At 37.2% G+C, this 20,878-nt stretch carries 19 protein-coding genes and 1 tRNA gene; 4 read left to right on the top strand and 16 right to left on the bottom strand.

The features are described 5' to 3' along the window. Positions 1–23: 23 nt before the first annotated feature. Genes CYO92_RS05495 through CYO92_RS05475 form a run of 5 tightly spaced genes read right to left on the bottom strand, consistent with a single transcriptional unit; the run spans position 24 to position 5,945 of the window. Complete coding sequence (locus CYO92_RS05495) at positions 24–1,412, bottom strand: TRAP transporter large permease (RefSeq protein ID WP_054196248.1); 1,389 nt, start codon at positions 1,410–1,412, stop codon at positions 24–26. Next, positions 1,412–1,921 carry a TRAP transporter small permease subunit gene (locus CYO92_RS05490; protein ID WP_103588957.1) on the bottom strand — a complete coding sequence of 170 codons (510 nt, stop codon included), beginning with the start codon at positions 1,919–1,921 and terminating at the stop codon, positions 1,412–1,414. Before CYO92_RS05490 ends, CYO92_RS05495 begins: the two co-directional genes overlap by 1 nt. Before the next feature lie 9 nt (positions 1,922–1,930). After that, entirely contained in the window at positions 1,931–3,271 is a 1,341-nt protein-coding gene (locus CYO92_RS05485; protein ID WP_021090462.1) for a sodium-dependent transporter, read from the bottom strand. Continuing rightward, the gene (locus CYO92_RS05480; protein ID WP_103588956.1) at positions 3,271–4,602 is read right to left on the bottom strand and encodes a sodium-dependent transporter; all 1,332 of its coding nucleotides are present in this window, start codon (positions 4,600–4,602) and stop codon (positions 3,271–3,273) included. Before CYO92_RS05480 ends, CYO92_RS05485 begins: the two co-directional genes overlap by 1 nt. Next, positions 4,599–5,945: a sodium-dependent transporter gene (locus tag CYO92_RS05475; protein WP_103588955.1), complete on the bottom strand. Its 1,347-nt coding sequence runs from the start codon at positions 5,943–5,945 to the stop codon at positions 4,599–4,601. Before CYO92_RS05475 ends, CYO92_RS05480 begins: the two co-directional genes overlap by 4 nt. Before the next feature lie 205 nt (positions 5,946–6,150). Here CYO92_RS05475 and CYO92_RS05470 point away from each other — a divergent pair, with 205 nt between their 5' ends. The 3 genes from CYO92_RS05470 (at position 6,151) to CYO92_RS05460 (ending at position 7,502) form a co-directional block, all read left to right on the top strand. Beyond that, the gene (locus CYO92_RS05470) at positions 6,151–6,453 is read left to right on the top strand and encodes a F0F1 ATP synthase subunit C (protein WP_004317263.1); all 303 of its coding nucleotides are present in this window, start codon (positions 6,151–6,153) and stop codon (positions 6,451–6,453) included. Positions 6,454–6,499: 46 nt separating this feature from the next. Beyond that, positions 6,500–6,584, top strand: a tRNA-Leu gene (locus tag CYO92_RS05465). 54 nt (positions 6,585–6,638) lie between these two features. Beyond that, positions 6,639–7,502, top strand: coding sequence for a VIT1/CCC1 transporter family protein (locus CYO92_RS05460; RefSeq protein ID WP_103588954.1), 864 nt, complete (start codon positions 6,639–6,641; stop codon positions 7,500–7,502). Here CYO92_RS05460 and ribD read toward each other — a convergent pair. The 11 genes from ribD to CYO92_RS05405 all read right to left on the bottom strand — a co-directional run bounded on the left by ribD (position 7,499) and on the right by CYO92_RS05405 (position 18,491). Further along, entirely contained in the window at positions 7,499–8,560 is a 1,062-nt protein-coding gene (ribD, locus tag CYO92_RS05455; protein ID WP_103588953.1) for a bifunctional diaminohydroxyphosphoribosylaminopyrimidine deaminase/5-amino-6-(5-phosphoribosylamino)uracil reductase RibD, read from the bottom strand. The genes CYO92_RS05460 and ribD overlap by 4 nt on opposite strands. Before the next feature lie 51 nt (positions 8,561–8,611). Next, positions 8,612–10,261 carry a formate--tetrahydrofolate ligase gene (locus tag CYO92_RS05450; RefSeq protein WP_103588952.1) on the bottom strand — a complete coding sequence of 550 codons (1,650 nt, stop codon included), beginning with the start codon at positions 10,259–10,261 and terminating at the stop codon, positions 8,612–8,614. A gap of 1 nt (position 10,262) precedes the next feature. Further along, positions 10,263–10,679: a ribosome maturation factor RimP gene (gene rimP / locus CYO92_RS05445; RefSeq protein WP_103588951.1), complete on the bottom strand. Its 417-nt coding sequence runs from the start codon at positions 10,677–10,679 to the stop codon at positions 10,263–10,265. Beyond that, positions 10,672–11,037 (bottom strand): 30S ribosome-binding factor RbfA, encoded by a 366-nt coding sequence (gene rbfA / locus CYO92_RS05440; RefSeq protein ID WP_021090755.1) that lies wholly within the window; start codon positions 11,035–11,037, stop codon positions 10,672–10,674. Before rbfA ends, rimP begins: the two co-directional genes overlap by 8 nt. Continuing rightward, positions 11,034–13,682, bottom strand: coding sequence for a translation initiation factor IF-2 (gene infB / locus CYO92_RS05435; RefSeq protein ID WP_103588950.1), 2,649 nt, complete (start codon positions 13,680–13,682; stop codon positions 11,034–11,036). Before infB ends, rbfA begins: the two co-directional genes overlap by 4 nt. Continuing rightward, positions 13,669–13,923, bottom strand: coding sequence for a hypothetical protein (locus tag CYO92_RS05430; RefSeq protein ID WP_087578467.1), 255 nt, complete (start codon positions 13,921–13,923; stop codon positions 13,669–13,671). The genes infB and CYO92_RS05430 overlap by 14 nt, the downstream gene beginning before the upstream one ends. 21 nt (positions 13,924–13,944) lie before the next feature. After that, positions 13,945–14,829, bottom strand: a complete 885-nt coding sequence (gene thrB, locus CYO92_RS05425; protein WP_103588949.1) for a homoserine kinase — start codon at positions 14,827–14,829, stop codon at positions 13,945–13,947. Positions 14,830–14,837: 8 nt separating this feature from the next. After that, on the bottom strand, positions 14,838–15,200 hold the full coding sequence (locus CYO92_RS05420; protein ID WP_103588948.1) for a glycoprotease: 363 nt from the start codon (positions 15,198–15,200) through the stop codon (positions 14,838–14,840). 80 nt (positions 15,201–15,280) lie between these two features. After that, a complete protein-coding gene (gene lpxC, locus CYO92_RS05415) occupies positions 15,281–16,165 on the bottom strand; it encodes a UDP-3-O-acyl-N-acetylglucosamine deacetylase (protein ID WP_084108771.1) in 885 nt (294 codons plus the stop codon). 62 nt (positions 16,166–16,227) lie between these two features. After that, entirely contained in the window at positions 16,228–17,598 is a 1,371-nt protein-coding gene (locus tag CYO92_RS05410) for a M23 family metallopeptidase (protein ID WP_103588947.1), read from the bottom strand. Between the two features lie 62 nt (positions 17,599–17,660). Next, a complete protein-coding gene (locus tag CYO92_RS05405) occupies positions 17,661–18,491 on the bottom strand; it encodes a prephenate dehydrogenase (RefSeq protein ID WP_103588946.1) in 831 nt (276 codons plus the stop codon). Between the two features lie 89 nt (positions 18,492–18,580). Between CYO92_RS05405 and bamA the strand changes: the two genes are divergently transcribed. Continuing rightward, positions 18,581–20,836, top strand: a complete 2,256-nt coding sequence (bamA, locus tag CYO92_RS05400) for an outer membrane protein assembly factor BamA (RefSeq protein ID WP_103588945.1) — start codon at positions 18,581–18,583, stop codon at positions 20,834–20,836. The last annotated feature ends 42 nt before the right edge of the window (positions 20,837–20,878 follow it).

The following is a 20,878-nucleotide window of genomic DNA, read 5'->3' as shown; positions in this document are numbered from 1 at the left end:
TTTTACAACCAAAAACTTTTATATCATTTAAAAAGTGAGAGTAAGAAGTTTAATAATCCGCCGTGGCTCGCATCAAGCATTGGCTTTAATTCCATTAGAAAGACGCAGAAAAATACAAGTACAGCAAGTTGAATAAAAATATAAGGCACAACGCCTTTATAAATAGCAGTCGTTTTTATCTCAGCTGGTGCGACTGATCTTAGGAAAAATAAGCTAAAACCAAATGGCGGCGTTAGGAATGAAGTTTGCAAATTCATCGCAACTAAGATTGCTAGATAAATTGGATTTATACCAAGCTTTGCGGCTATTGGTACCAAAATAGGAAGCACAATATATGAAATTTCAACAAAGTCGATAAAAAAGCCAAGCACAAAGATGACAACCATACTAAAAATAATAAAGCCCCACTTCTCGCCTGGCAAATTTGTCATGAATTTTTCAACAATCTCATCGCCACCAGTATAACTAAACACCATAGAAAAGGCTGTCGCACCAACAAGTATGGCAAAGACAAGTGCTGTGGTTTTTACGCTTTCTGCCAATGCCTCTTTTATCATAGAAAATGAAAATGTCCTATAAAAAATAGCTAAAATAATGGCTCCAACGCAGCCAAAAGCTGAACTTTCAGTTGGTGTAGCGATACCTGCAAATATAGAGCCCAGTACACAAATAACAAGCAAAAGTGGCGGAAAGATAGCGATTAGTGCTCTCATGATCTGCTTAAATTTACTAACACCGCTCTCATCTTTTACTACAGGTGCTGTATCTGGTTTCAAATAAGCAACAATCAAAATATAAATGATATAAACTGCTACAAGTGTAAGTCCTGGGATGATGGCTTGATGAAAAAGCTCACCAACTGGCACTGAAAATATATCACCCAAAATAATCAGCACGATAGAAGGTGGAATGATCTGTCCAAGCGTACCAGCAGCACATATGGTGCCACAACCTAGCGCTTGGTCGTATTTATACTTTAACATAACAGGCAAGCTTATAACACCCATTGCAACGACACTTGCACCAACAACACCAGTCGAAGCCGCAAGAAGTGCTCCAACCAAGATAGTGCTAATAGCAATACCTCCGCGAATTTCTCCAAAAAGCATGCCCATGCTCTCAAGTAGCCTCTCAGCTAGTTTTGACTTTTGGAGCACAACGCCCATAAAGACAAAAAGTGGAACTGCTATAAAAATTCTACTCTCCATGATAGAGAAAATTCTATAAGGCATGAAGTTAAACATGTCTTTGAAAACTTCGATACTTCCAAGTAGTCCGTCTCCGTCTCCAATACTCTCAACAATACTACCAATCATGCCAAATATCATCGAAACCGCACCAAAGGTAAAGGCTACCGGAAAGCCAATGCCTAGCATCAAAAGTGCGGCTATAAACATTATCAAACCAGCCATTATTCCCCCTTTTTAGCTTTTTTGTAAAGATTAAAATTTCTTATAAAAAAGCCAATCGCAAAAAATACAAGCAGATAAAAAGAAAAAGGAATAAGTGCTTTTATGATCCATCTGTGAGTAAGACCACCTGGATCTGCACTAGCTTCAGCTGAAGTATAAGCATCACTCACAAATTCAAATGATAAATTTGAAACTAAAAGTGCAAATGGGATTACAAAAATAACAGTTCCTATCATATTTACAAGAGCTTTATTTTTTGGTGAAAATTTAGCATAAAAGATATCAACTCTAACGTGCGCGTCTTCTTTTAATGCATAGCTCATGCCAAGCAAAAATATTACAGCAAAAAAATGCCACTCAAGCTCCTGAAATGCGACGCTTCCATAAGAGAAAAAGTATCTTGCCACAACGTTAAAAAAGACGTCTATTATCATCAAAGCCATAACAAACATGCAAATATAGCCGACTATATCGCCAACCTTATCAAAAAATTTCTCAACTTTTTGCATAAACAACCCTTAAAAAAACAATTTATTTATCATGATGATAAAGACGCAAACTGGCGCTACATATCTTAATAAAAAATACCATGCACTAAATACAAAGTCACTCATATATGGACTAAATAGCACATAAAGTGCCTCTCTCTTCATAAAATATCCAACAAATATCGCTCCACCAATACCACTAATTGGAAGCAGAACATTTGAAGCGGTAAAATCAAGAAAATCAAAGAAATTTTTACCAAAGAGCATAAATTTATCGCCAACATTTTCTATATTTGATAAAAGACATAAAAATCCTAAAACAAAAACACCGGCTCCAACTATGCTAAGAGCTTTTATCCTGCTAATGCCATACTCTCTGATCAAGAAAAATACAAACGGCTCTACGATAGAGATGGCTGAAGTAATGCCAGCAAAGATAAGTGCAGCAAAAAATGCCACAGCTAAAATTTGACCTATCACGCCAAGCTTAGCAAAGAGCGTTGGAAGCGAGATAAAGACAAGTCCTGGTCCTTGAGACGGCTCGGCACCAAATTCAAATATAAATGTAAAGATAACAAGACCCATCATGATGGCTAAGACGATGTTTATAAAAACGATACTTAGCGTAGAAGTAGCTAAATTTGTATCATCACTTAAGCTAGCTGAATATGTAATGATCGCTGCCATACCAAGAGATAGTGTCCAAAAAGCAAGCCCAAGAGCAAGCAAGAGCGAGTTAAATGAAATTTTACTAAAGTCAGGAACAAGTAAAAACTCAGCCGATTTTGTAAAACCATTCATTGTCATAGAAAAGATAAGCATGATTAAAACCATGATAAATAGGCTTGGCATCATCCAAACATTTAGCTTTTCAATGCCACTTTTCACTCCTTTTGAAAGGATAAAAAAGCAAGCTACAAATGCTATAACAAAATAAAGCGTCTGCTCGCCAAGACCATGCGTAAGAAGCTCGTTAAATATTACTTTTGAGCTTTCTATATCGTTTGGAAGACCGGTAAAAGATAGGGTGAAATACTTAAAGACCCAACCGATGATCACGATGTAGTAAGATGAGATTATAGCTGCGGTTACCATAGCTAAAATTCCAACCAGTTGCCATAAATTTTTATTTTTATTCGCTAACTTTCTAAAGGCATTTACACTATCGCTCTCACTAAGTTTGCCAATACTTAGCTCTGCCATAAAGATAGGTATGCCAACTAAAAACGTTATCAAAAGATATAAAATAACAAATGCTGATCCGCCATTTTCACCGACCATATATGGAAATTTCCACGCATTACCAAGTCCAACAGCTGACCCTGCAACTGCTAAAACATAACCTATTTTAGAAAACTGTTCTTTTGCCATTATGCAATCTCCCCTACTAGCACCACAAAAACTAGAACTGGCGCTACAAACCTTATTAAAAAATACCAAATTTTAAAAACAATCTCACCCATATAAGGCAAGAATAGCTCTTTTAAAAGCTCAAATTTCATAAAGTACCCAACAAAAATGGCAAATATAATGCCACCAAGTGGGAGCATAATGTTTGAGCTAAGATAATCAAGCAAATCAAAAAAGCTCTTACCAAAAAATGTAAGTGCTTCTTTAAAATCGCCAATACCGCTTAATGCACATAAAATCCCTAAAACATAAACTACGGCACCGACAATAATAATTGATCTATTTCTACTAAATCCCAAACTTTTATTTAAGAAAAATATAAATGGCTCGACTAGCGAGATAACCGATGTTATACCAGCAAAAAATAAAGATGTAAAAAATGCAAAAGCCAAGAAATTTCCAAGCAAACCAAGCTTTGCAAAAAGCGTTGGAAGCGAGATAAATGCTAACCCTGCACCCTTTGATGGCTCTGAGCCAAATTCATAGGTGAATGTAAAAACTATAAGTCCTATAATTACGCTAATGATTATATTTGCAAAGACTACATAAAGTGATGAAGTGAATAAATTTGTATCATTGCCTAGGCTTGATGAGTAAGTTAAAATGCAACCAATGCCAATACACATCGTAAAAAAAGCTAACCCAAGAGCATTTAAGATAGCGCCTTGATCTATCTTTGAAAAATCAGGCATAAGTAAAAATTTAGCCGCCTCATCAAATCCATTCATGCCAAAAGAGTAGCCAAGCATAAGCAAAAGCAAAATAAAAAGTGCTGGAATAAGATATACATTTATACGCTCTATTCCACTTTTTATACCCTTTGTAAGTATAAAAAAGTAGGCAAAAAAGGCGATGCTAAAATATAAAATTTGCTCCTCTATGCCCTTTGAAGTAAAATTTACAAAAAGCGCTTCTGAGCTTGCCATATCTTTTGGAAGCTCACCAAGACTTAAGATAACGTATTTTAAAACCCAACCGATAATAAGTGTATAAAAAGATGCGATAAATAGCCCTGTCACCATCACAACACCAGCAAATTTCCAAGAATTTGCCCCTTTTGTAGCTAAACTTTTAAACGCTCCAACCGTATCAAGACGTGAAATTTTACCCATTGCCATCTCAGCAAAAAATATACTAAGTCCAACAACAAAAGCAAAAAATAGATATATAAGAATAAATGCTGAACCGCCGTTACTACCGACCATATATGGAAATTTCCATGCATTACCAAGGCCAATAGCCGCTCCAATGATAGAAAGAACAAAACCAACTTTACTAAATCTATCCATCATTTACCTGCTATTTGATAGATCATGATGGCACAAATTGCAACTGGAACGATGTATCTTAGAGTGAAGTACCAAATTTCAAAAAATGCTTTTCCCATAAATTCGCCAAAGAGTAGATATAAGCTCTCTTTTTTAAGTTTATAGCCAACAAAAAAACTAAAAATTATGGCACCTATTGGCATCATTATATTTGAAGTAAGAAAATCAAGTGCATCAAAGACTGGCTTGCCAAAAATACTAAAGATATTAGCCGTCTGTGCATAATATGAAAAAATACAAAAAAGGCCTAAGATATAGACAAAAATTCCAATATAAACAAGAGCCATTTTGCGTGAAATTTCAAATTTTCTAACCAAATAATAAGCAAATGGCTCAATCATCGAAACCGCGCTCGTAATGCCTGCAAACAATAGCGAAACAAAAAATGCGATGGCCATAACATTGCCAACTATCCCAAGCTTTGCAAAAAGTGTAACAAGTGAGATAAAAATAAGCCCTGGGCCACTTGCCGTGCTATCAGCTCCATAAGCAAATATAAATGTAAAGACCACAAGCCCCATCATAATGCCTATTAATATGTTTATAAAGATGATAGAAAGCGTTGATTTTATAAGATTTGTCTGCTCTGGTAAATTTGCAGCGTATGTCGGTATGACGCCAACACCCATAGATAGCGAGAAGAACGCGAGTCCAAGAGCTTGCAAAACAACATCTGGCGTGATCGCACTAAAATTTGGTACAAATAAAAATTTAGCCGCCTTAACAAAGCCATCACCCATGCTAATTGCATAAAAAAGTATACAAACAAGCAGTATAAAAAGGCCCGGCATCATCCAGATATTTAGCTTCTCAATGCCACTTTTTACACCTTTTGAAACGGCAAAAAATACCATCAAAAAAACCAAAGTAAAACAAACAATAGCACTACTTAAATCATTTGATAAAAGCATATTAAACTGCTGGGCCGCCTCTTCTCTATTGCTCAAAAGTGGCGAAAAACTAAGATAGATATACTTTAAAATCCAGCCAATAACTACCATATAAAATGAAGCTATGAGGATCGCACCGATCATGAAAAAGCCAGAGAAAGACCATATTTTTTTATGTTTTGGAGCAAGTTTATAAATGGAGCTTACAACATCACTCTCGCCAAGCTTACCAATGCTAAGCTCTGCTAAAAACGCTACAAAAGCAATAGCAAACGTGAGAAGCAAATATAAAACTATAAATGCTGAACCACCGTTGTTTCCCACAATTGTTGGAAATTTCCATGCATTACCAAGTCCAACAGCCGATCCTGCCATAGCAAGAACAAAGCCTATTTTTGAAAATTTTTCATTTATCATTGATTACCTAAGATTAAGAGTAAATTAATTTTTTCAAAGATAACATAAAAAAACTTTTATTTTTCTAAGCCAAGAATTTTTTATGGGCAATTTAAATTTTTAGTGTTTTTATTTGAAACAAAGTTTTGTTTTTGTAATATTACGGCTCATAAAGTTTAAGTAGGGGACAGATCCGAAAGAGCTTTAAAATTTTAAAGGAGCAACGATGAAAAAGATCGTGTTTTTAATTCTTGGTCTTGCTGCATTTGCATTTGGTGCTGATGGCGAGATGATTAGATCATATTCAGTTATCGCTGGTGGTATTGGCCTTGGCCTTGCAGCCCTTGGTGGCGCTATTGGTATGGGTAATACAGCTGCTGCAACAATTAGCGGAACAGCTAGAAACCCAGGCGTTGGTAGCAAACTTATGACTACAATGTTTATCGCTCTTGCGATGATCGAAGCACAAGTTATCTACGCACTTGTTATTACGCTTATCGTTCTTTACGCAAACCCAATGCTTGGCTAAGCGTAAAGCTTAAATTTAGCCCCTTTTTGGGGCTTTTACTCTTTTTGCGATCATGGTGGAATTGGTAGACACGCTATCTTGAGGGGGTAGTGCCGCTAGGTGTGCGAGTTCGAGTCTCGCTGATCGCACCATCTAATCTTACACTTCAAAATCCAAAATCTTACAAAATTTAAAAAGGGGAATTTATGCTAGATAAAAAGCGCGCCTTAAAACAGCTACAAAATGAAGCAGATGATACCGCCATCTATACGCTACTTGAAGCTAGTGAAAAAAATGAAGAGAATAAAAAAATACTTCGTAAATTAATCACTGAGGAAAAACGACACTATGCTTTTTGCCAAAAGATAACAGGTGAGAGTAGAACTGCAAATTTATTCAAAGTTATCTTCTATACGATACTTGTTAAAATTTTTGGTACATCTTTTACTTTAAAATTTATGGAGTCACGTGAAGAAGACGCAGAGCAATTTTATCTTGGTATTGTTGATGAGTATCCTGAAGCTAGAGACATTTATGAAGAAGAAGTAAATCATGAAAACAATTTAATCTCTATGCTAAAAGATACAAAACTAGTCAATGCCGGTGGTATTGTTCTTGGTATGAATGACGCATTAGTTGAGCTAACTGGCACGCTAAGTGGCATCGCTCTAGCTTTTTCAAATACAAAATCAGTTGGTGCGACGGGCCTTATCATGGGCATTGCAGCTGCTCTTTCCATGGCTGGCTCAGCATATCTTGAGTCAAAAGAAAATCCAAGTGACGAGATCAAGCCGCTTACCTATTCGCTCTATACAGGCGGTTCGTACATCATAACAACGGCGTTTTTGATACTTCCATTTTTTATTTTTTCAAGCAGTCTTTACGCTGTTTTGTCGATGTTTTTCTTTGCGCTAGTTGCCATCATCACTTACAACTTTTACATAAGCGTGGCAAAAGAACTTAAATTTTTACCAAGAGTGGTTGAAATGTGTGTGATAACTTTTGGTGTTGCGATCATTTCATTTGGTATTGGCTTTTTAGTCAAGCACTATTTTGGCTTAGATATTTAATCCAAAATTTCATACCAAGTGTAGCTATCGTCTCCAAAATTCCCACTAAATAGTGGCTTTAAATTTAGATCAAGGCTTAAATTTTTACCATCCCTAAAATTTGAGCTTTGATAGATAAGTAGCCATTTTACGTTTGCTAGTTTGCCATCTTTTGCAAGTTTTAAAAACTCACCAGCACCTTCAAACATGCTAAGTCCTTTTAAGCTAAGCTTTTTTTGAATGCTAACTTTGCGGTCTGACACGCTAAAAAGTGGTATTGTCTTATCAAATTTATCGCTTCTTGAGTAGATTATGACATCTGGATTTTTGCCGCCGCTTACTAGCCTACTATCAAGCTTTGGCCGGTCTATTCGCACTGTGTTGCCGCCGATCACTAGCGTATCTATGACGCTTCTTAGTTTATGGACATGCGTGCGGCTAAGTTCATTTGTGATGATGCCACCGCTTGCCACGCCATTTTTACTAATTGCGATTTTTAAAAAGCTAAAGCCACCATTTTGATAGGCCAAAAATGGCTCAAGTAGCTTATCACAACGCTCTTTTAAAACGCTAAATTTAACTTTTATGCCAACACTTTGAAGCAAATTACCACCGCCACTTGCTATTTGATTTTCATCGTGGCTTCCTATTATCACCTCACTAAAGCCAAGCTCTTTTAGCAAATTTGCGCAAGGTGGTGTTTTGCCATGATGAGAGCAAGGCTCAAGTGTGACATAAGTTTTTGCATTTTTTAGTAAATTTGAGTGGTTTTTTAGTATAAATTCATAGGTAAATTTTGGCTCTAAAAGGCCAAATTCGCCCTCTTTTATATCGAAGCTAAATTTGGCGTTATACGCTTTTATAAAATCATCTTTAAATTTTTCACTTTTTTTGCAAAGCGCAAAAAGTATCGCTGTCGGTTCAGCGTGTAAATATCCAGCCTTTTCATGAGCCTTGCAAGATAAAATTTGCCCATTTTCATCAAGGATAAGGCATCCAACTGCTGGATTTGGGTAGGTCAGGATCTGAAATTTCCAAGCCTCGCTTAAAGCAAGATCCATGTAAAATTCGTCGTTCATCCATGCCTCTTAGCAAAACACACTAGCCTTTGCCAGTGTGTTTTCATAAATTTACGACAAGCCGTCGATCTTGCCCTCTGCATCTATCTTCATATTGACCGCAGCTGGCACTTTTGGAAGTCCTGGCATTAGCATGATCTTACCGCAAACCGCGACGATAAAGCCAGCTCCAGTTCTAATGTCAAGGTCTTTTACGCTAAAAGTAAAGCCCTTTGCCCTACCCAAAAGCTTCGCATCGTCGCTAAATGAGTACTGAGTTTTTGCGATACAAACTGGCAAATGGCTCAAATTTAGCTCTTTTATCATCTCAAGCTTTTTAAGAGCAGCCTCTTCAAAGACCACCTCGCCAGCTCCATAAATTTCCTTAGCGACCTTTTCTATTTTAGTTTTTGTATCGTCACTCATCTCGTATGTGAAATTTATCTTGCTTGGCTTATCGCACGCTTTTAAAACTAGCTCGGCAAGCTCAAGCGCACCTTTGCCACCTTTTAAGAAATTCTCACAAACAGCCACTTCTACGCCAAGCTCACGGCAATACTCTTTTACGAAATTTATCTCTTCATCGGTGTCAAAGCCAAATTTATTAAGCGCCACAACCACGTTTTGACCAAATTTACCTTTTAAATTTTCGATGTGTCCGCCAAGGTTTTCTATACCTTTTTTAAGTGCATTCATATCTGGTTTTGTGATCTCGTCTTTATTTGCTTCGCCGTTATATTTTAGCGATCTGATAGTGCTTACAAGCACAACAGCGCTTGGTTTAATCTCAGCAACCCTACAATTTATATCTAAAAATTTCTCCGCGCCAAGCTCTGAGCCAAAGCCAGCTTCAGTGATGACATAGTCAGCTAAATTTAGAGCTGTTTTTGTTGCGATGACGGAGTTGCAGCCGTGTGCGATGTTTGCAAATGGGCCGCCATGCACGAGCGTAGGTGTGTGCTCTAATGTTTGAAATAAATTTGGCTTGATCGCATCTTTTAAAAGTATGCAAACAGCGTCTTGGCAGCCTAGATCACGCACGTAGATAGGCTTTTTATCGCTATCATAAGCAACCATGATGTTTGCCACGCGCTCTTTTAGATCAGAAAGGCTTGTGGCTAGACAAAGCACAGCCATGATCTCGCTTGCGGCGGTGATGTTAAAGCCATCTTCTCTTGGCACACCATCAGTCCTGCCGCCCTGCCCCACAGTGATAAATCTAAGCGCGCGGTCGTTCATATCCATACAGCGCTTCCATAAAATTTTCTCTATTTTTAGTGGGTTTTCTTGATAGAGGCTATTATCTATCATGGCAGAAATGAGGTTATTTGCCGATGTTATCGCGTGAAAATCGCCAGTGAAGTGTAAATTTAGATCCTCCATCGGCGCAAGCTGCGAGTAGCCACCACCTGCTGCTCCACCCTTTATGCCAAAAACTGGCCCCAAAGATGGCTCGCGAAGTGCTAGGCAAAGCTTTTTATTAAGTGAATTTAGCGCGTCAGCTAGGCCGATCGACATAGTCGTTTTGCCCTCGCCGTATGGGGTTGGGTTAGTCGCGGTGACTAAGATGAGCTTTGAGTTTGATGGCTCAAGTCTAGGGGAAATTTTAGCCTTAAATTTGCCGTAAAGCTCGAGCTCGTCTTCGTTTAAGCCTAATTTTGCGGCAACTTTACTGATGTGTTCAAGTTTCGTTTGGTGAGTTATCTCGATGTCGCTTAGCATTTTACCACTCCAAATATGTTTTTGCTTTTTTTATCTCACTGATATTGATCTCAAAAATTCCCTCTTCATTTTCTACTGCGATGCTCTCTTCGTTCGCTTTTACGAGCCTTCCTGTAAATTTCTCAGCCTCGGTTTGAACTTTAACTAGCTCGCCAATACTTGCTTTAAAATGAGATGGCTTACTAAGCTTTCTCTCAAGGCCAGGTGAGCTAACTTCAAGGTTATAATCCCCGCTAACTGGTGGTGTCACGTCAAAAATAGGCGAGAGCAATCGACTCACTTTTTCACAGTCGTCAAGGCTCACTCCGCCATTTTTTGTAATATAAACTCTAAAAATAGCCCTGCCATTTTCATTTGTGATCTCGCTGTCATAAAGCTCTACACCGCATTCGCGTACTAGTTTGTCTAAATTATCCATTTTTGTTTAAATCCTTTGAAATTTTATCAAACAACTTATCCATATGGTTTTGGTACTCTAATCTATCATCAAATTTAAAGTGAAAATTTGGGCATCTATACCAGCCCTCAGCTGCCATGCAGTGGTTTTGCAAATGCCTACAAACTCGCTTTAAATGCCCCAAAATATACTCTTGTTCACGCTCATCAAATGCCATTTTGTCAAGATAAACAAAGGCGTCGTATCTGCCTTTTTTACACTCGACATCAGTGACACAAAGCCCCTTTAAAATGCTATCTTCAAGAGTAGCTAGAGCCTCTGGAATGAGCTCTTTTAGCACACTCTCAGTTCTCATACGCTTTATTTCGTTAGCGTTCATAGAGTAGCTTTCTCTTTGACTTCTTTAAAGCTTTCGATATAGTCGTTTTCTCTGATGTCGTTGAAATTTTCGATACCAACGCCACACTCATAACCTTTAGCAACCTCTTTGACGTCATCTTTGAAGCGTTTTAATGAGCTTACCGAGCCCTCATAAACAACCACCCCTTCTCTAATAAGGCGAATTTTTGCCCCTCTGTTTATCGTGCCTTCAGTGACGATACATCCAGCAATAGTACCCACTTTTGGCACATGGATCACTTGGCGAACCTGAGCTTGACCAAGCTGCTCTTCTCTGATGATAGGTGACATTAGTCCACCCAAGATTGCTTTCACGTCATCAATTAGATTATAGATAACGTTGTATGTTTTAATCTCAACACCGCTCTCTTTTGCCTTTTCTTTTATCTCGCCAGTTGGTCTTATGTTAAAACCAAGGATTATACAGTCTTCGCTCGCACTAGCAAGTGCTACGTCGCTTTGCGTGATGCCGCCAACACCTGAGTGGATGACATTTACTCTGATCTCATCATTTGCTAGTTTTTCTAGGCTTGCTTTTAGTGCCTCAAGTGAACCACCAACGTCAGCTTTGATGATGACTGGAAGCGTCTTTAACTCACCCTCAGCAATCTTAGCGCTAAGCTCGTCAATACTAACTTTTGTACTCTTACTAAGCTCTTTTTGGCGGATATATTCAGCCTTTTTCTGCGCGTATTCACGAGCCTCTTTATCAGTTTTTACGCCTATTAATGTCTCGCCTGCCTCTGCTATCTCGCTAAGACCTACTATCACACCGCATTCGCCTGGTTTTATATCTTGCAAAGGCTTACCTTGGTCATCAAGTAAGCTTCTTATCTTTCCATACGCAACTCCAGCTACGACAGTATCTCCAACATGAAGCGTGCCATTTTCAACGATAATAGTAGCTACTGGGCCACGGCCTTTTTGAAGTGAGCTCTCGATGACAGTTGCTTTTGCGTTTGCCTTTGGATTTGCTTTTAGCTCTAAAAGGTCAGCTTGTAAAAGTACGATCTCTAATAGATCATCTATGCCCATGCCTGTTTTTGCAGAGATTGGCACAAATTCATATTTTCCGCCCCACTCTGTTGGCATGATATCAAGCTCGGCAAGACCAGTCTTTACTAGGTCAGGATTTGCTGACTCTTTATCCATTTTGTTTATCGCGATGATTATTGGTACACCAGCAGCTTTTGCGTGGCTGACCGCCTCTTTTGTTTGTGGTTTTACGCCGTCATCTGCTGCAACAACGATGATAACTATATCAGTTACACCAGCACCTCTTGCGCGCATAGCAGTAAACGCTTCGTGACCTGGGGTGTCAATAAATGTGATGTTTTTGCCATTTTTATTTACCATATAAGCACCAACATGCTGAGTGATACCACCAGCCTCTCCTGCTGCTACACGTGATTTTCTTATGTAATCAAGCAATGAAGTTTTACCGTGATCGACGTGACCCATGATGGTTATGACTGGTGCTCTTGGCTGGAGATTTTCATCGTCTTTTATCTCCTCTTCGTAGGCTGCTACGTAGTCAAATTCTTTTTGATCGTCGATGATATTAACCTCTACATTAAACTCATCGGCTAAAATTTCTATCGCATCTTCATCCAAAAAGTCATTTTTGGTTGTCATCATACCAAGCATGAAAAGCTTACCAATGATCTCACTTGGCTGTTTGTTTAGCTTTTCAGCAAATTCATAAACACGAATTTCTTTTGGAATACTTATAGATGTCACAGCTTCATTGTTTTGTTTATTTTCAGGCTTTTTGTGTTTTTTTCTAGCTCTTCTTTGAATGCCGCCTTCGCCAAATGAATTTATCGTATTGTTGACCGTAGTTCTCATAACATTTGGCTGTTTTGTCTTTTGAGCAGGTGCTGGTACCGGAGTTTTAAAACTAAAATCAGGAAGAACAACTACATCTTCATCTTCTAGCACTATGTCACCAAAGTCACTTCCGCCAAGTAGATCCATCTTCTGAGTGTTGTCCTTTTTACTTGCAACAACTACTTTTTTATCTTTTTTCTTTTTCTTAGCTAAATTTTCATCATTTGCTGAAAACATACTTTTAAAATCGCTTATATTAGCTATGCTTGGTTCAGGCTTTTTCTCTTCTTTTGTAGCAATTGGCGCTTCATAGTCTTTTTTCTTTTTTACTATCACAAGGCCACGTCTTTTTTGAGTCACATCGGCCAAGCTCTCTTTTGGTCTTGGAGCTTCGACTTGTTTTTGCTCTACTTTGATTTCTTCTTTTTTAGGCTCAATTTTTTGTTTTTCTTCTAAAATTTGTGCCTCTTTCTTAGGCTCAGCTTTTACCGACTTTGACTCAGTTTTAGTAGTAGCTTTTTTAGGTTCACTCTTTTGCTTTTCTTCTTTTTTTACTGACTCTTTTTCTACTTCTTTTTTAGACTCTTTTTTTGGTTTAGGTTCACTCTTTTTCTTTTTAAATTTATCTGGTATCACGCCAGTTTGAACATATTCATATATAGCTTCGGCCTCTTCAAGGCTAACTGCATTTGAGTGAGTTTTGACTTTTAATCCTAACTCTTGAGCTTTTTCTACTATCTCTTTACTTGGATAGCCAAGCTCGTTTGCGATCTCTGAAATCCTAACATTGCTCATTTAAGAGTATCTCCTTTAACTTCGGTGTATCACAAATAAAAGCACCTTTAGTTTGTTTATCAATTATTTTTTTTAAAATTTTTATATCTTTTTGCATACATTTGTCGCACAGATAAAAGCTACGACCATTTCCCTTGCCATGCTCTAAATTTTTACCTACCAAGCGGTATCTTTTTAGCAAGCTCTGAGAAATTTTAATTTTACAAGCGACACATGTCCTTACAGGATTATTTTTGTTCATTATATCTTTTTAAACTTGTTTTTAGCTTTGCGTAATTTCGTATCCATCGTTATCAAATGAAAAAACCTCAACCCTAAAATCACTAAATTTACTCTTTAAAATATCTTGTAAATTTTTAGCATCATCTTTGTAAGCGATATTTAAAAAGCTTGAACCTGAGCCTGAAAGCGTGCTCATTAAAGCACCATTTTCATAAGCTACTTTTCTAACTTCAAAAAGTTCTTCTAAAGCGTGCATTCTACGCTCTTCATGCATCAAATCTTTGCTTGCTATTTTTAAGAGATCATACTTTTTTTCATAAAAACAAGATGTTAAAAAAGCGGCATGAGATAAGTTATTTACACACTCTTTCATCGTATAGTTCTTTGGTAAAATTTGTCTTGACGAGGATGTGCTCATCGGTTTATTTGGGATAACAACTACTGCTTTTATCTCATCGCTTAAACTTATTTTATTTGCGTAAACATTACCATTTTTTACGATCGCGCTGATAAATCCACCGTGAACTGCTGGCGAGATATTATCAGGATGGGTTTCATAGATGATAGCTTTATTTAAAACTGTCTCTTTGCTTGCCTTAAAGCCAGCCATTTCGTAGGCTGAAGCAATGGCTCCAACGATCACAGCGGAGCTACTACCAAGTCCCCTTGAAAATGGGATATTATTTTCAAAAACGACTCTAAAATTTTCATTTTTACCAGTTAGCTCAAAAAAAATTTCATTAAAAATACTTAAGAATATATTATTTCTCTTTAAATTTACACTTCCGCTGCCTTCGCCGTTTATCGACACTGAGCTAAATTTTGCTGGCTCGATTTTCACGCTATTAAAAAGCTTCAAACTAAGCCCCAAAGCATCAAAACCAGGGCCCAAATTAGCACTTGTTGCAGGCACTAAGATATTCAAAATTTCTCCTAAACTGCTTGGATGATATAATCTGGAAGTGTATCTGAATTTAGTTTTAATTCATCTAAATTTAAAGGCAACCTAAATCCTACTGGCTCCACTTTTTCAAGTGAAATTTTGCCATCTTTTAAAACAAAACTTAAATTTTTATTTGCTCTTATCGCTTGGTGACCATTTAAGCTAAAGCCACTAACCGCATAAAATTCGCAACCCTTTGCTAAAGAGAAAGTCTTTAAAATAACATAGGCCACCTTTAGCCCCATAAAGCTTCCAGGCGTATTTGAATAGATAATTTTTGTGATATTAAATTTAGACGATAAATTTTCTAAGATTTTTATCAAAGCTTCACTGACATGTTCATCAGTCGTAATTTCATCAAATTTTACGCCGTCTTTATATACTCCAACTAAAAGCGGAGTAGATAAAGAGACAACTAAAATTTCAATATTTTCTATGCAAATACCTTTTGATACTCTTTTAGAAGTTCACCATTTAGAGTTGCGATCTCGTAGTTTTTCTCATCGGACATCAAAGCAAGAGTTAATTTGTGATTTAGATCGTGGCTTCCAGCAAATGCTGTATAATCGCCCAATAAAGGTGCTCCAAGCAAGCTCAAATCACCAATTGCATCTAAAATTTTATGCCTTACAAACTCATTTTCAAATCTCAAACCCTCTGGATTTAGGATATGCGTATCATCGATTGCCACGGCATTATCAAGTGATGCACCAAGGGCTAAATTTTGAGCTTGCAAACGCTGTAAATCTTTCAAAAACCCAAAAGTTCTAGCACGAGCTATATTTTTTATAAAAGAGCTTTTACTAAAATCAAAAACATATCTTTGTTCACCAATAACTGGATGATCAAATTTTATCGTATAGTCAAATTTTGGACTTCTTGAAGGTGAAGTTCGTACAAATTTAGAACCCTCAACGACTTCAACTTCACGTCTGACAAGAATTACTTTTTTGCCAGCATCAAGATATCTTATGCCAGCCTCATCAAGTAGCATACAAAAGCTTATTGCACTACCATCCATCACTGGAATTTCATTTGCATCAACAGAAATTCTAATATTATCAATACCATAACCATTTATGGCTGACATCAGGTGTTCGATCGTACTAATAAAGCCCTTTTCATTGCCAACAACGGTTGCCATCTGCGTATTTATCACATTTTTAGGTTCGGCTTTAAAACTAATACCAAGATCTTCGCGGTGCAAAATAATGCCAGAATTTGCATCAAGAGGTTCTAGTATAAGTCTTATCGGCTCACCTTTATGAAGCCCTATACCAACGGTCTCAACGCGTCTTGCGATAGTAGTTTGTTTCAAGAATTTTCCTTATATTTTTAATCCGCTTATGATAGCACTAAAAAATCAATTTTGCAAATTTTTTAGTTCTTGTCTATCATCGCTTTTGCAGCATCTAAAACACTTGTGATATTGTCCTTTATCCACTTTTTATCCATCCATTGTTGTGGTCTCACCTCTTCGCCTTGGACTAAAATTCCAAAGTGAAGGTGATCACCAAGTGCAAGACCACTAGTTCCAGTAGTACCTATCTGATCGCCAGCTGCCACCATATCGCCCTCTTTTACTCTAGTGCTTGAGCAGTGTCCATAAAGCGAATAAAGCCCAAATCCATGATCGATCACAATATTTAATCCATAAATTCCATTTTCAGATGCTAGCACAACACGACCAGCATTGCTAGCTATAATAGGAGCTGCGGCCACACTTGCAAAGTCTATTCCCATATGCCAAGATTCGCTTACTTGCTCGTTATTATATGTATAGTATCGGTGATCGGCGAAGTCAGCCACTTTTTTACCATTTCTTAGTGGGTAAAATGGTGTCACACTAAAGCCAGCTAACATCTCATCGCCAGGATTTGTAGTAAGTGCTGTTATCTTTTCCTCATTTGAGTTTCGAAGCGTCTCATTGACAAATCTCATTTTTTCAAGCCTTGAAAGCGCACTTGGATCTTTTGCATATTGATCCGTTAAATCAACTATCTTACCATCTAAAAATCTATCGTTTAATGTAATAGTTGAAGTTTTATACTTTACATTTTCATAAAAATATCTAACATGTGACTTACTTTCGTTACCTGCAAAGTCTCTTGCAATGACCTCAGCACTAAAATTTTCAACCTGAACTGGCCAAGCAACAAGTGCTGCATAAAAGCCCTCTTTATAAAATGGCACTGCCTTAAATTTCTTACCAAAATTTGTCTGGACATAGACCTCTTTTAGCTGATTATCAGTTGCTCTAAAGACCACAACCGCGCTACCACCTTTTGAGATAGAATAAGACTGCGAAAGCACATAAAGATCAGGCTTTGAAGTATCAAGCACTACTTCGACTTTTTTACTAGCTTTATTGCCAGTAAAAAAGCTCCATTTGCTAGTATCTACAGCTTCAATATTCATCTCATAAGTATCTTTTTGAGCAAAAAAGCCAGTCTTTGGAAAGGTTAAATTTACATCAAGCTCGGTACTTGGATTTTGTATGATTTGATTTAATAAATTTAGATCATTTTTCCCATCATTCATACTAATTCGTACAAATTTTATACCGCTATCGTCTTTAAATTTGATATTCATTGGGGTTCTAAGATTCCAATAAACCTTATCAGCAACACCGATTATCGGTTCATTTCGCTCAAAATCTTTTGACATCAAAGCGTAGCCAAAACCACCGGCTAAAATTAAAATTAGCAAAAGCACAACAATACCAAATCCGCCAACTCCACGTCTATACATATATTTTTACCTTAAATTTAATTTGCAAAATTTTACACGTAAATCAATAAATTTTTAGTTAATTACAAAATTTCTCTTACGGCTCTAGCGTCGCTCATCCAAGCAAAAAGTTCATCCCAGCGTTCATCTTTTATGAGATCTTTGCACAAATTTAGCTCTTCTTCAAACATATTTATGGCTTCAACAACATTATTTTTATTTTGCTTAAAGATATCGCTCCACATAAAAGGCGAACTCTTTGCAACACGTATCATGCCCTTAAATGTAGGTCCACCAAGTGCTACGATGTGCCTTTTATCCTCTTCTTTTAAAATCCCACTAGCAAGCGAAAATGCAATCGCATGAGGCAAATGTGAAATAAGACCCACGTGATGATCATGCTCTTTCGCACTCATAAAAATGATCTTCATGCCAAGACAAGAAAATAACTCTACGCTTCTTTTTACGTGTTTTTCTGCGCTCTCAGCAAAGTCACAAACGATAACAGTTGCTCCTGTGTAAAGTGATTTAAAGGCAGCCTCTGGACCAGAATACTCGGTACCTGCCATTGGATGAGCTGGAATGAAATTTTTACGAATTTTTTCTGGCACAGCCTCGATGATCTTTTGTTTGGTTGAGCCAAAATCAACAATAGTTGTATCTTCGCTAATATCGGTTAAATTTTGCACAATGCTTACGATAGCTTCTACTGGCACAGCTAAAAAGATTATGTCACACTTCTTTTTCATCTCATCGATGCTTAGAATTTCATGCACCAAGCCAAGTTCGAGCGCTTTTTTGCTGTGATTTTCATCTTTATCATATCCGCTAACACAAGAGATTAATTTTTCATCTTTTAGTGCAAGACCAAGCGAGCCACCCATAAGACCAAGTCCGATGATACCTATTTTCATAAAAAACCTTCAAAATTATAAAATTTAAATTTATTAAAAATAAAATATGATATTATACGCATTTATACTAAAACTCTAGGTTAAATTTAATGAAAAAGAAATTATTTTTATTAGCATTAGCTTTCAGTGGCCTAAGCGCACAAACAATCCAGTCAATAAATTTTAAAGGCCTAATTCACCTTTCGCCTGAAGTAGCAAGCCAAATAATGGGCTTAAAAGTCGGTCAGGATCTGACTCCAAAGCTTAGCGATAAGGCGATCACAAATTTATACAAACAAAACTATTTCGATGATATCTACATAGAAGATACAGGTAATGGCAATCTTTTGGTGGTTGTAAAAGAAAAACCAAGTGTCGCTAGAGTCGATCTAAAAGGTGTTGTAACAAACGACAAAACCGCCATAGAGTCACTAATTAACATCAAGCCAGGCAATATGTATGATGAGCTTACAATTGAAAAAACAAAAGAGAGAATTCGCCAGTATTATGAGTCAAAGGGCTACTTTGACACAGTTGTTGACGTAGAAAAGCAACCAGTTGCAGATAATGACAGCTCACTTTTTATAACACTCAATATAAACCGTGGCGAAAATATGATAATCAAAAATGTAAATTTAGTCGGTGCAAAAGAGTTTGATTATGACGACATTGAGCCAGTAGTTGCAAATAAAAGTAGAGAATTTATGGGCTGGCTTTGGGGCAGAAATGATGGTAAAGTTAAACTTTTCGAGCTTGAAAATGATCCAGCAAGAATACAAGACAAATATTTCCAAAAAGGCTATTTGGACGCGACTATTTCGTCACCTTATTTAAATTCATCGTTTGATAACTACACAGCTGATCTTACTTATTATGTTCATGAGGGTGAGCCTTATAAGGTTTCAAATGTAAGTATTACAGCACCTGAGGAGCTAGAGCTTGACACTAAAAAGATTATAGATGACTTTAGGCTTGAGGCTGGCGATACGATGAACTCAGCAAGACTTCGCCAAGATATGAAAAAGCTTGATGATATGGTTGCTGATAAAGGTTATGCGTTTGTAAAAGTCTATCCAAAGACTGATAAATTTGATGAAAATAAAACTGTCGATATTGATTATGAAGTAGATCCTGGCGAAAAAGTATATATAAGAAATGTTCAAATTTCAGGAAACGATAGGACTGTTGACCGCGTTGTAAGACGTGAACTTTATCTAACTGAAGGAAATTTATATAGTAGAACTGACCTTCAAGACTCAAAAGATGCATTAAAAAGAACAAGCTACTTTGATGACGTTGAGATAGAAGAAGATCCGGTTGATAAAAATACAGTTGATCTAAAAGTAAAAGTAAAAGAGGCTTCAACTGGATCAATAAGTGGTGGTATCGGATACGGCAGCAGCGACGGACTACTACTAAATGCAGCACTTTCTGACACAAATATCTTTGGTTCTGGTCTTCAAGGACAAGTAAGCGTAGATAAGAGCGACAGAGAGCTTTCAGGCCAGATAAGTCTTACAAACCCAAGAATTTTCGACTCAGAGTATAGCCTTGGTGGAACACTTTACGCAAATGACTATGACTGGAGAACATACAAAGAGAGAAGCTATGGCTTTAGCACAACACTAGGTAGAAAACTAACTAGAAATTTAAGCGCATCACTTACTTACAACATTGAGCAAAGCAAAATTACTTTAAAAGATGATGAACTAAGAGATATCAACACAAAAACCAAAAAAGAAATTTATAGAGAAGGTAAAGCTATAAAAAGCGCTATAACTCCGGCTTTAACATATAACAGCACTGATGATTATTACTTACCAAGACGTGGCATCATAGCTAGCACATCATTTGAGATAGCTGGGCTTGGTGGCGATATAGACTTTATCAAAAATCGCACAAATTTTAACTACTATCTAGGTCTTAGAGAGTACATCGACTACGATCTTATCTTAAGATATAAAGCTAGCTTTGGCAAAATTTGGGAAAGAGGATATACTCCGATCAACGAAAGACTTTACCTTGGTGGTATAAGAAGCTTACGTGGTTACGAAAGCAGAACAGTATCTCCAAAGGTAAAATATAATGGCGACTACTACGAATATGGCGGCGAAACTTCATTTAATAATTCAGCCGAAATAAGCTTCCCTATAATAGATCGTGTCAAAATGCGTGGTGTTGTATTTTATGACTACGGCATGATCGGTGAGAATAGCCTAAATGAGATAAAAAGATCTTCAGTTGGTACTGGTATCGAATGGATAACTCCTATTGGACCACTTCAACTAATCTTTGCAAAAGCTCTTAAACCTAAAGAGGGCGATGATACAAATACATTTGAGTTTACTATCGGAAGACGCTTCTAATAAGATACTTTGAAGGGGCTAACTTACCCCTTCAAACCTCTA

Source organism: Campylobacter concisus, assembly GCF_002913715.1.
GTDB classification, from domain to species: Bacteria; Campylobacterota; Campylobacteria; order Campylobacterales; family Campylobacteraceae; genus Campylobacter_A; species Campylobacter_A concisus_AG.
This window is presented reverse-complemented; position numbering and strand designations above follow the sequence as displayed.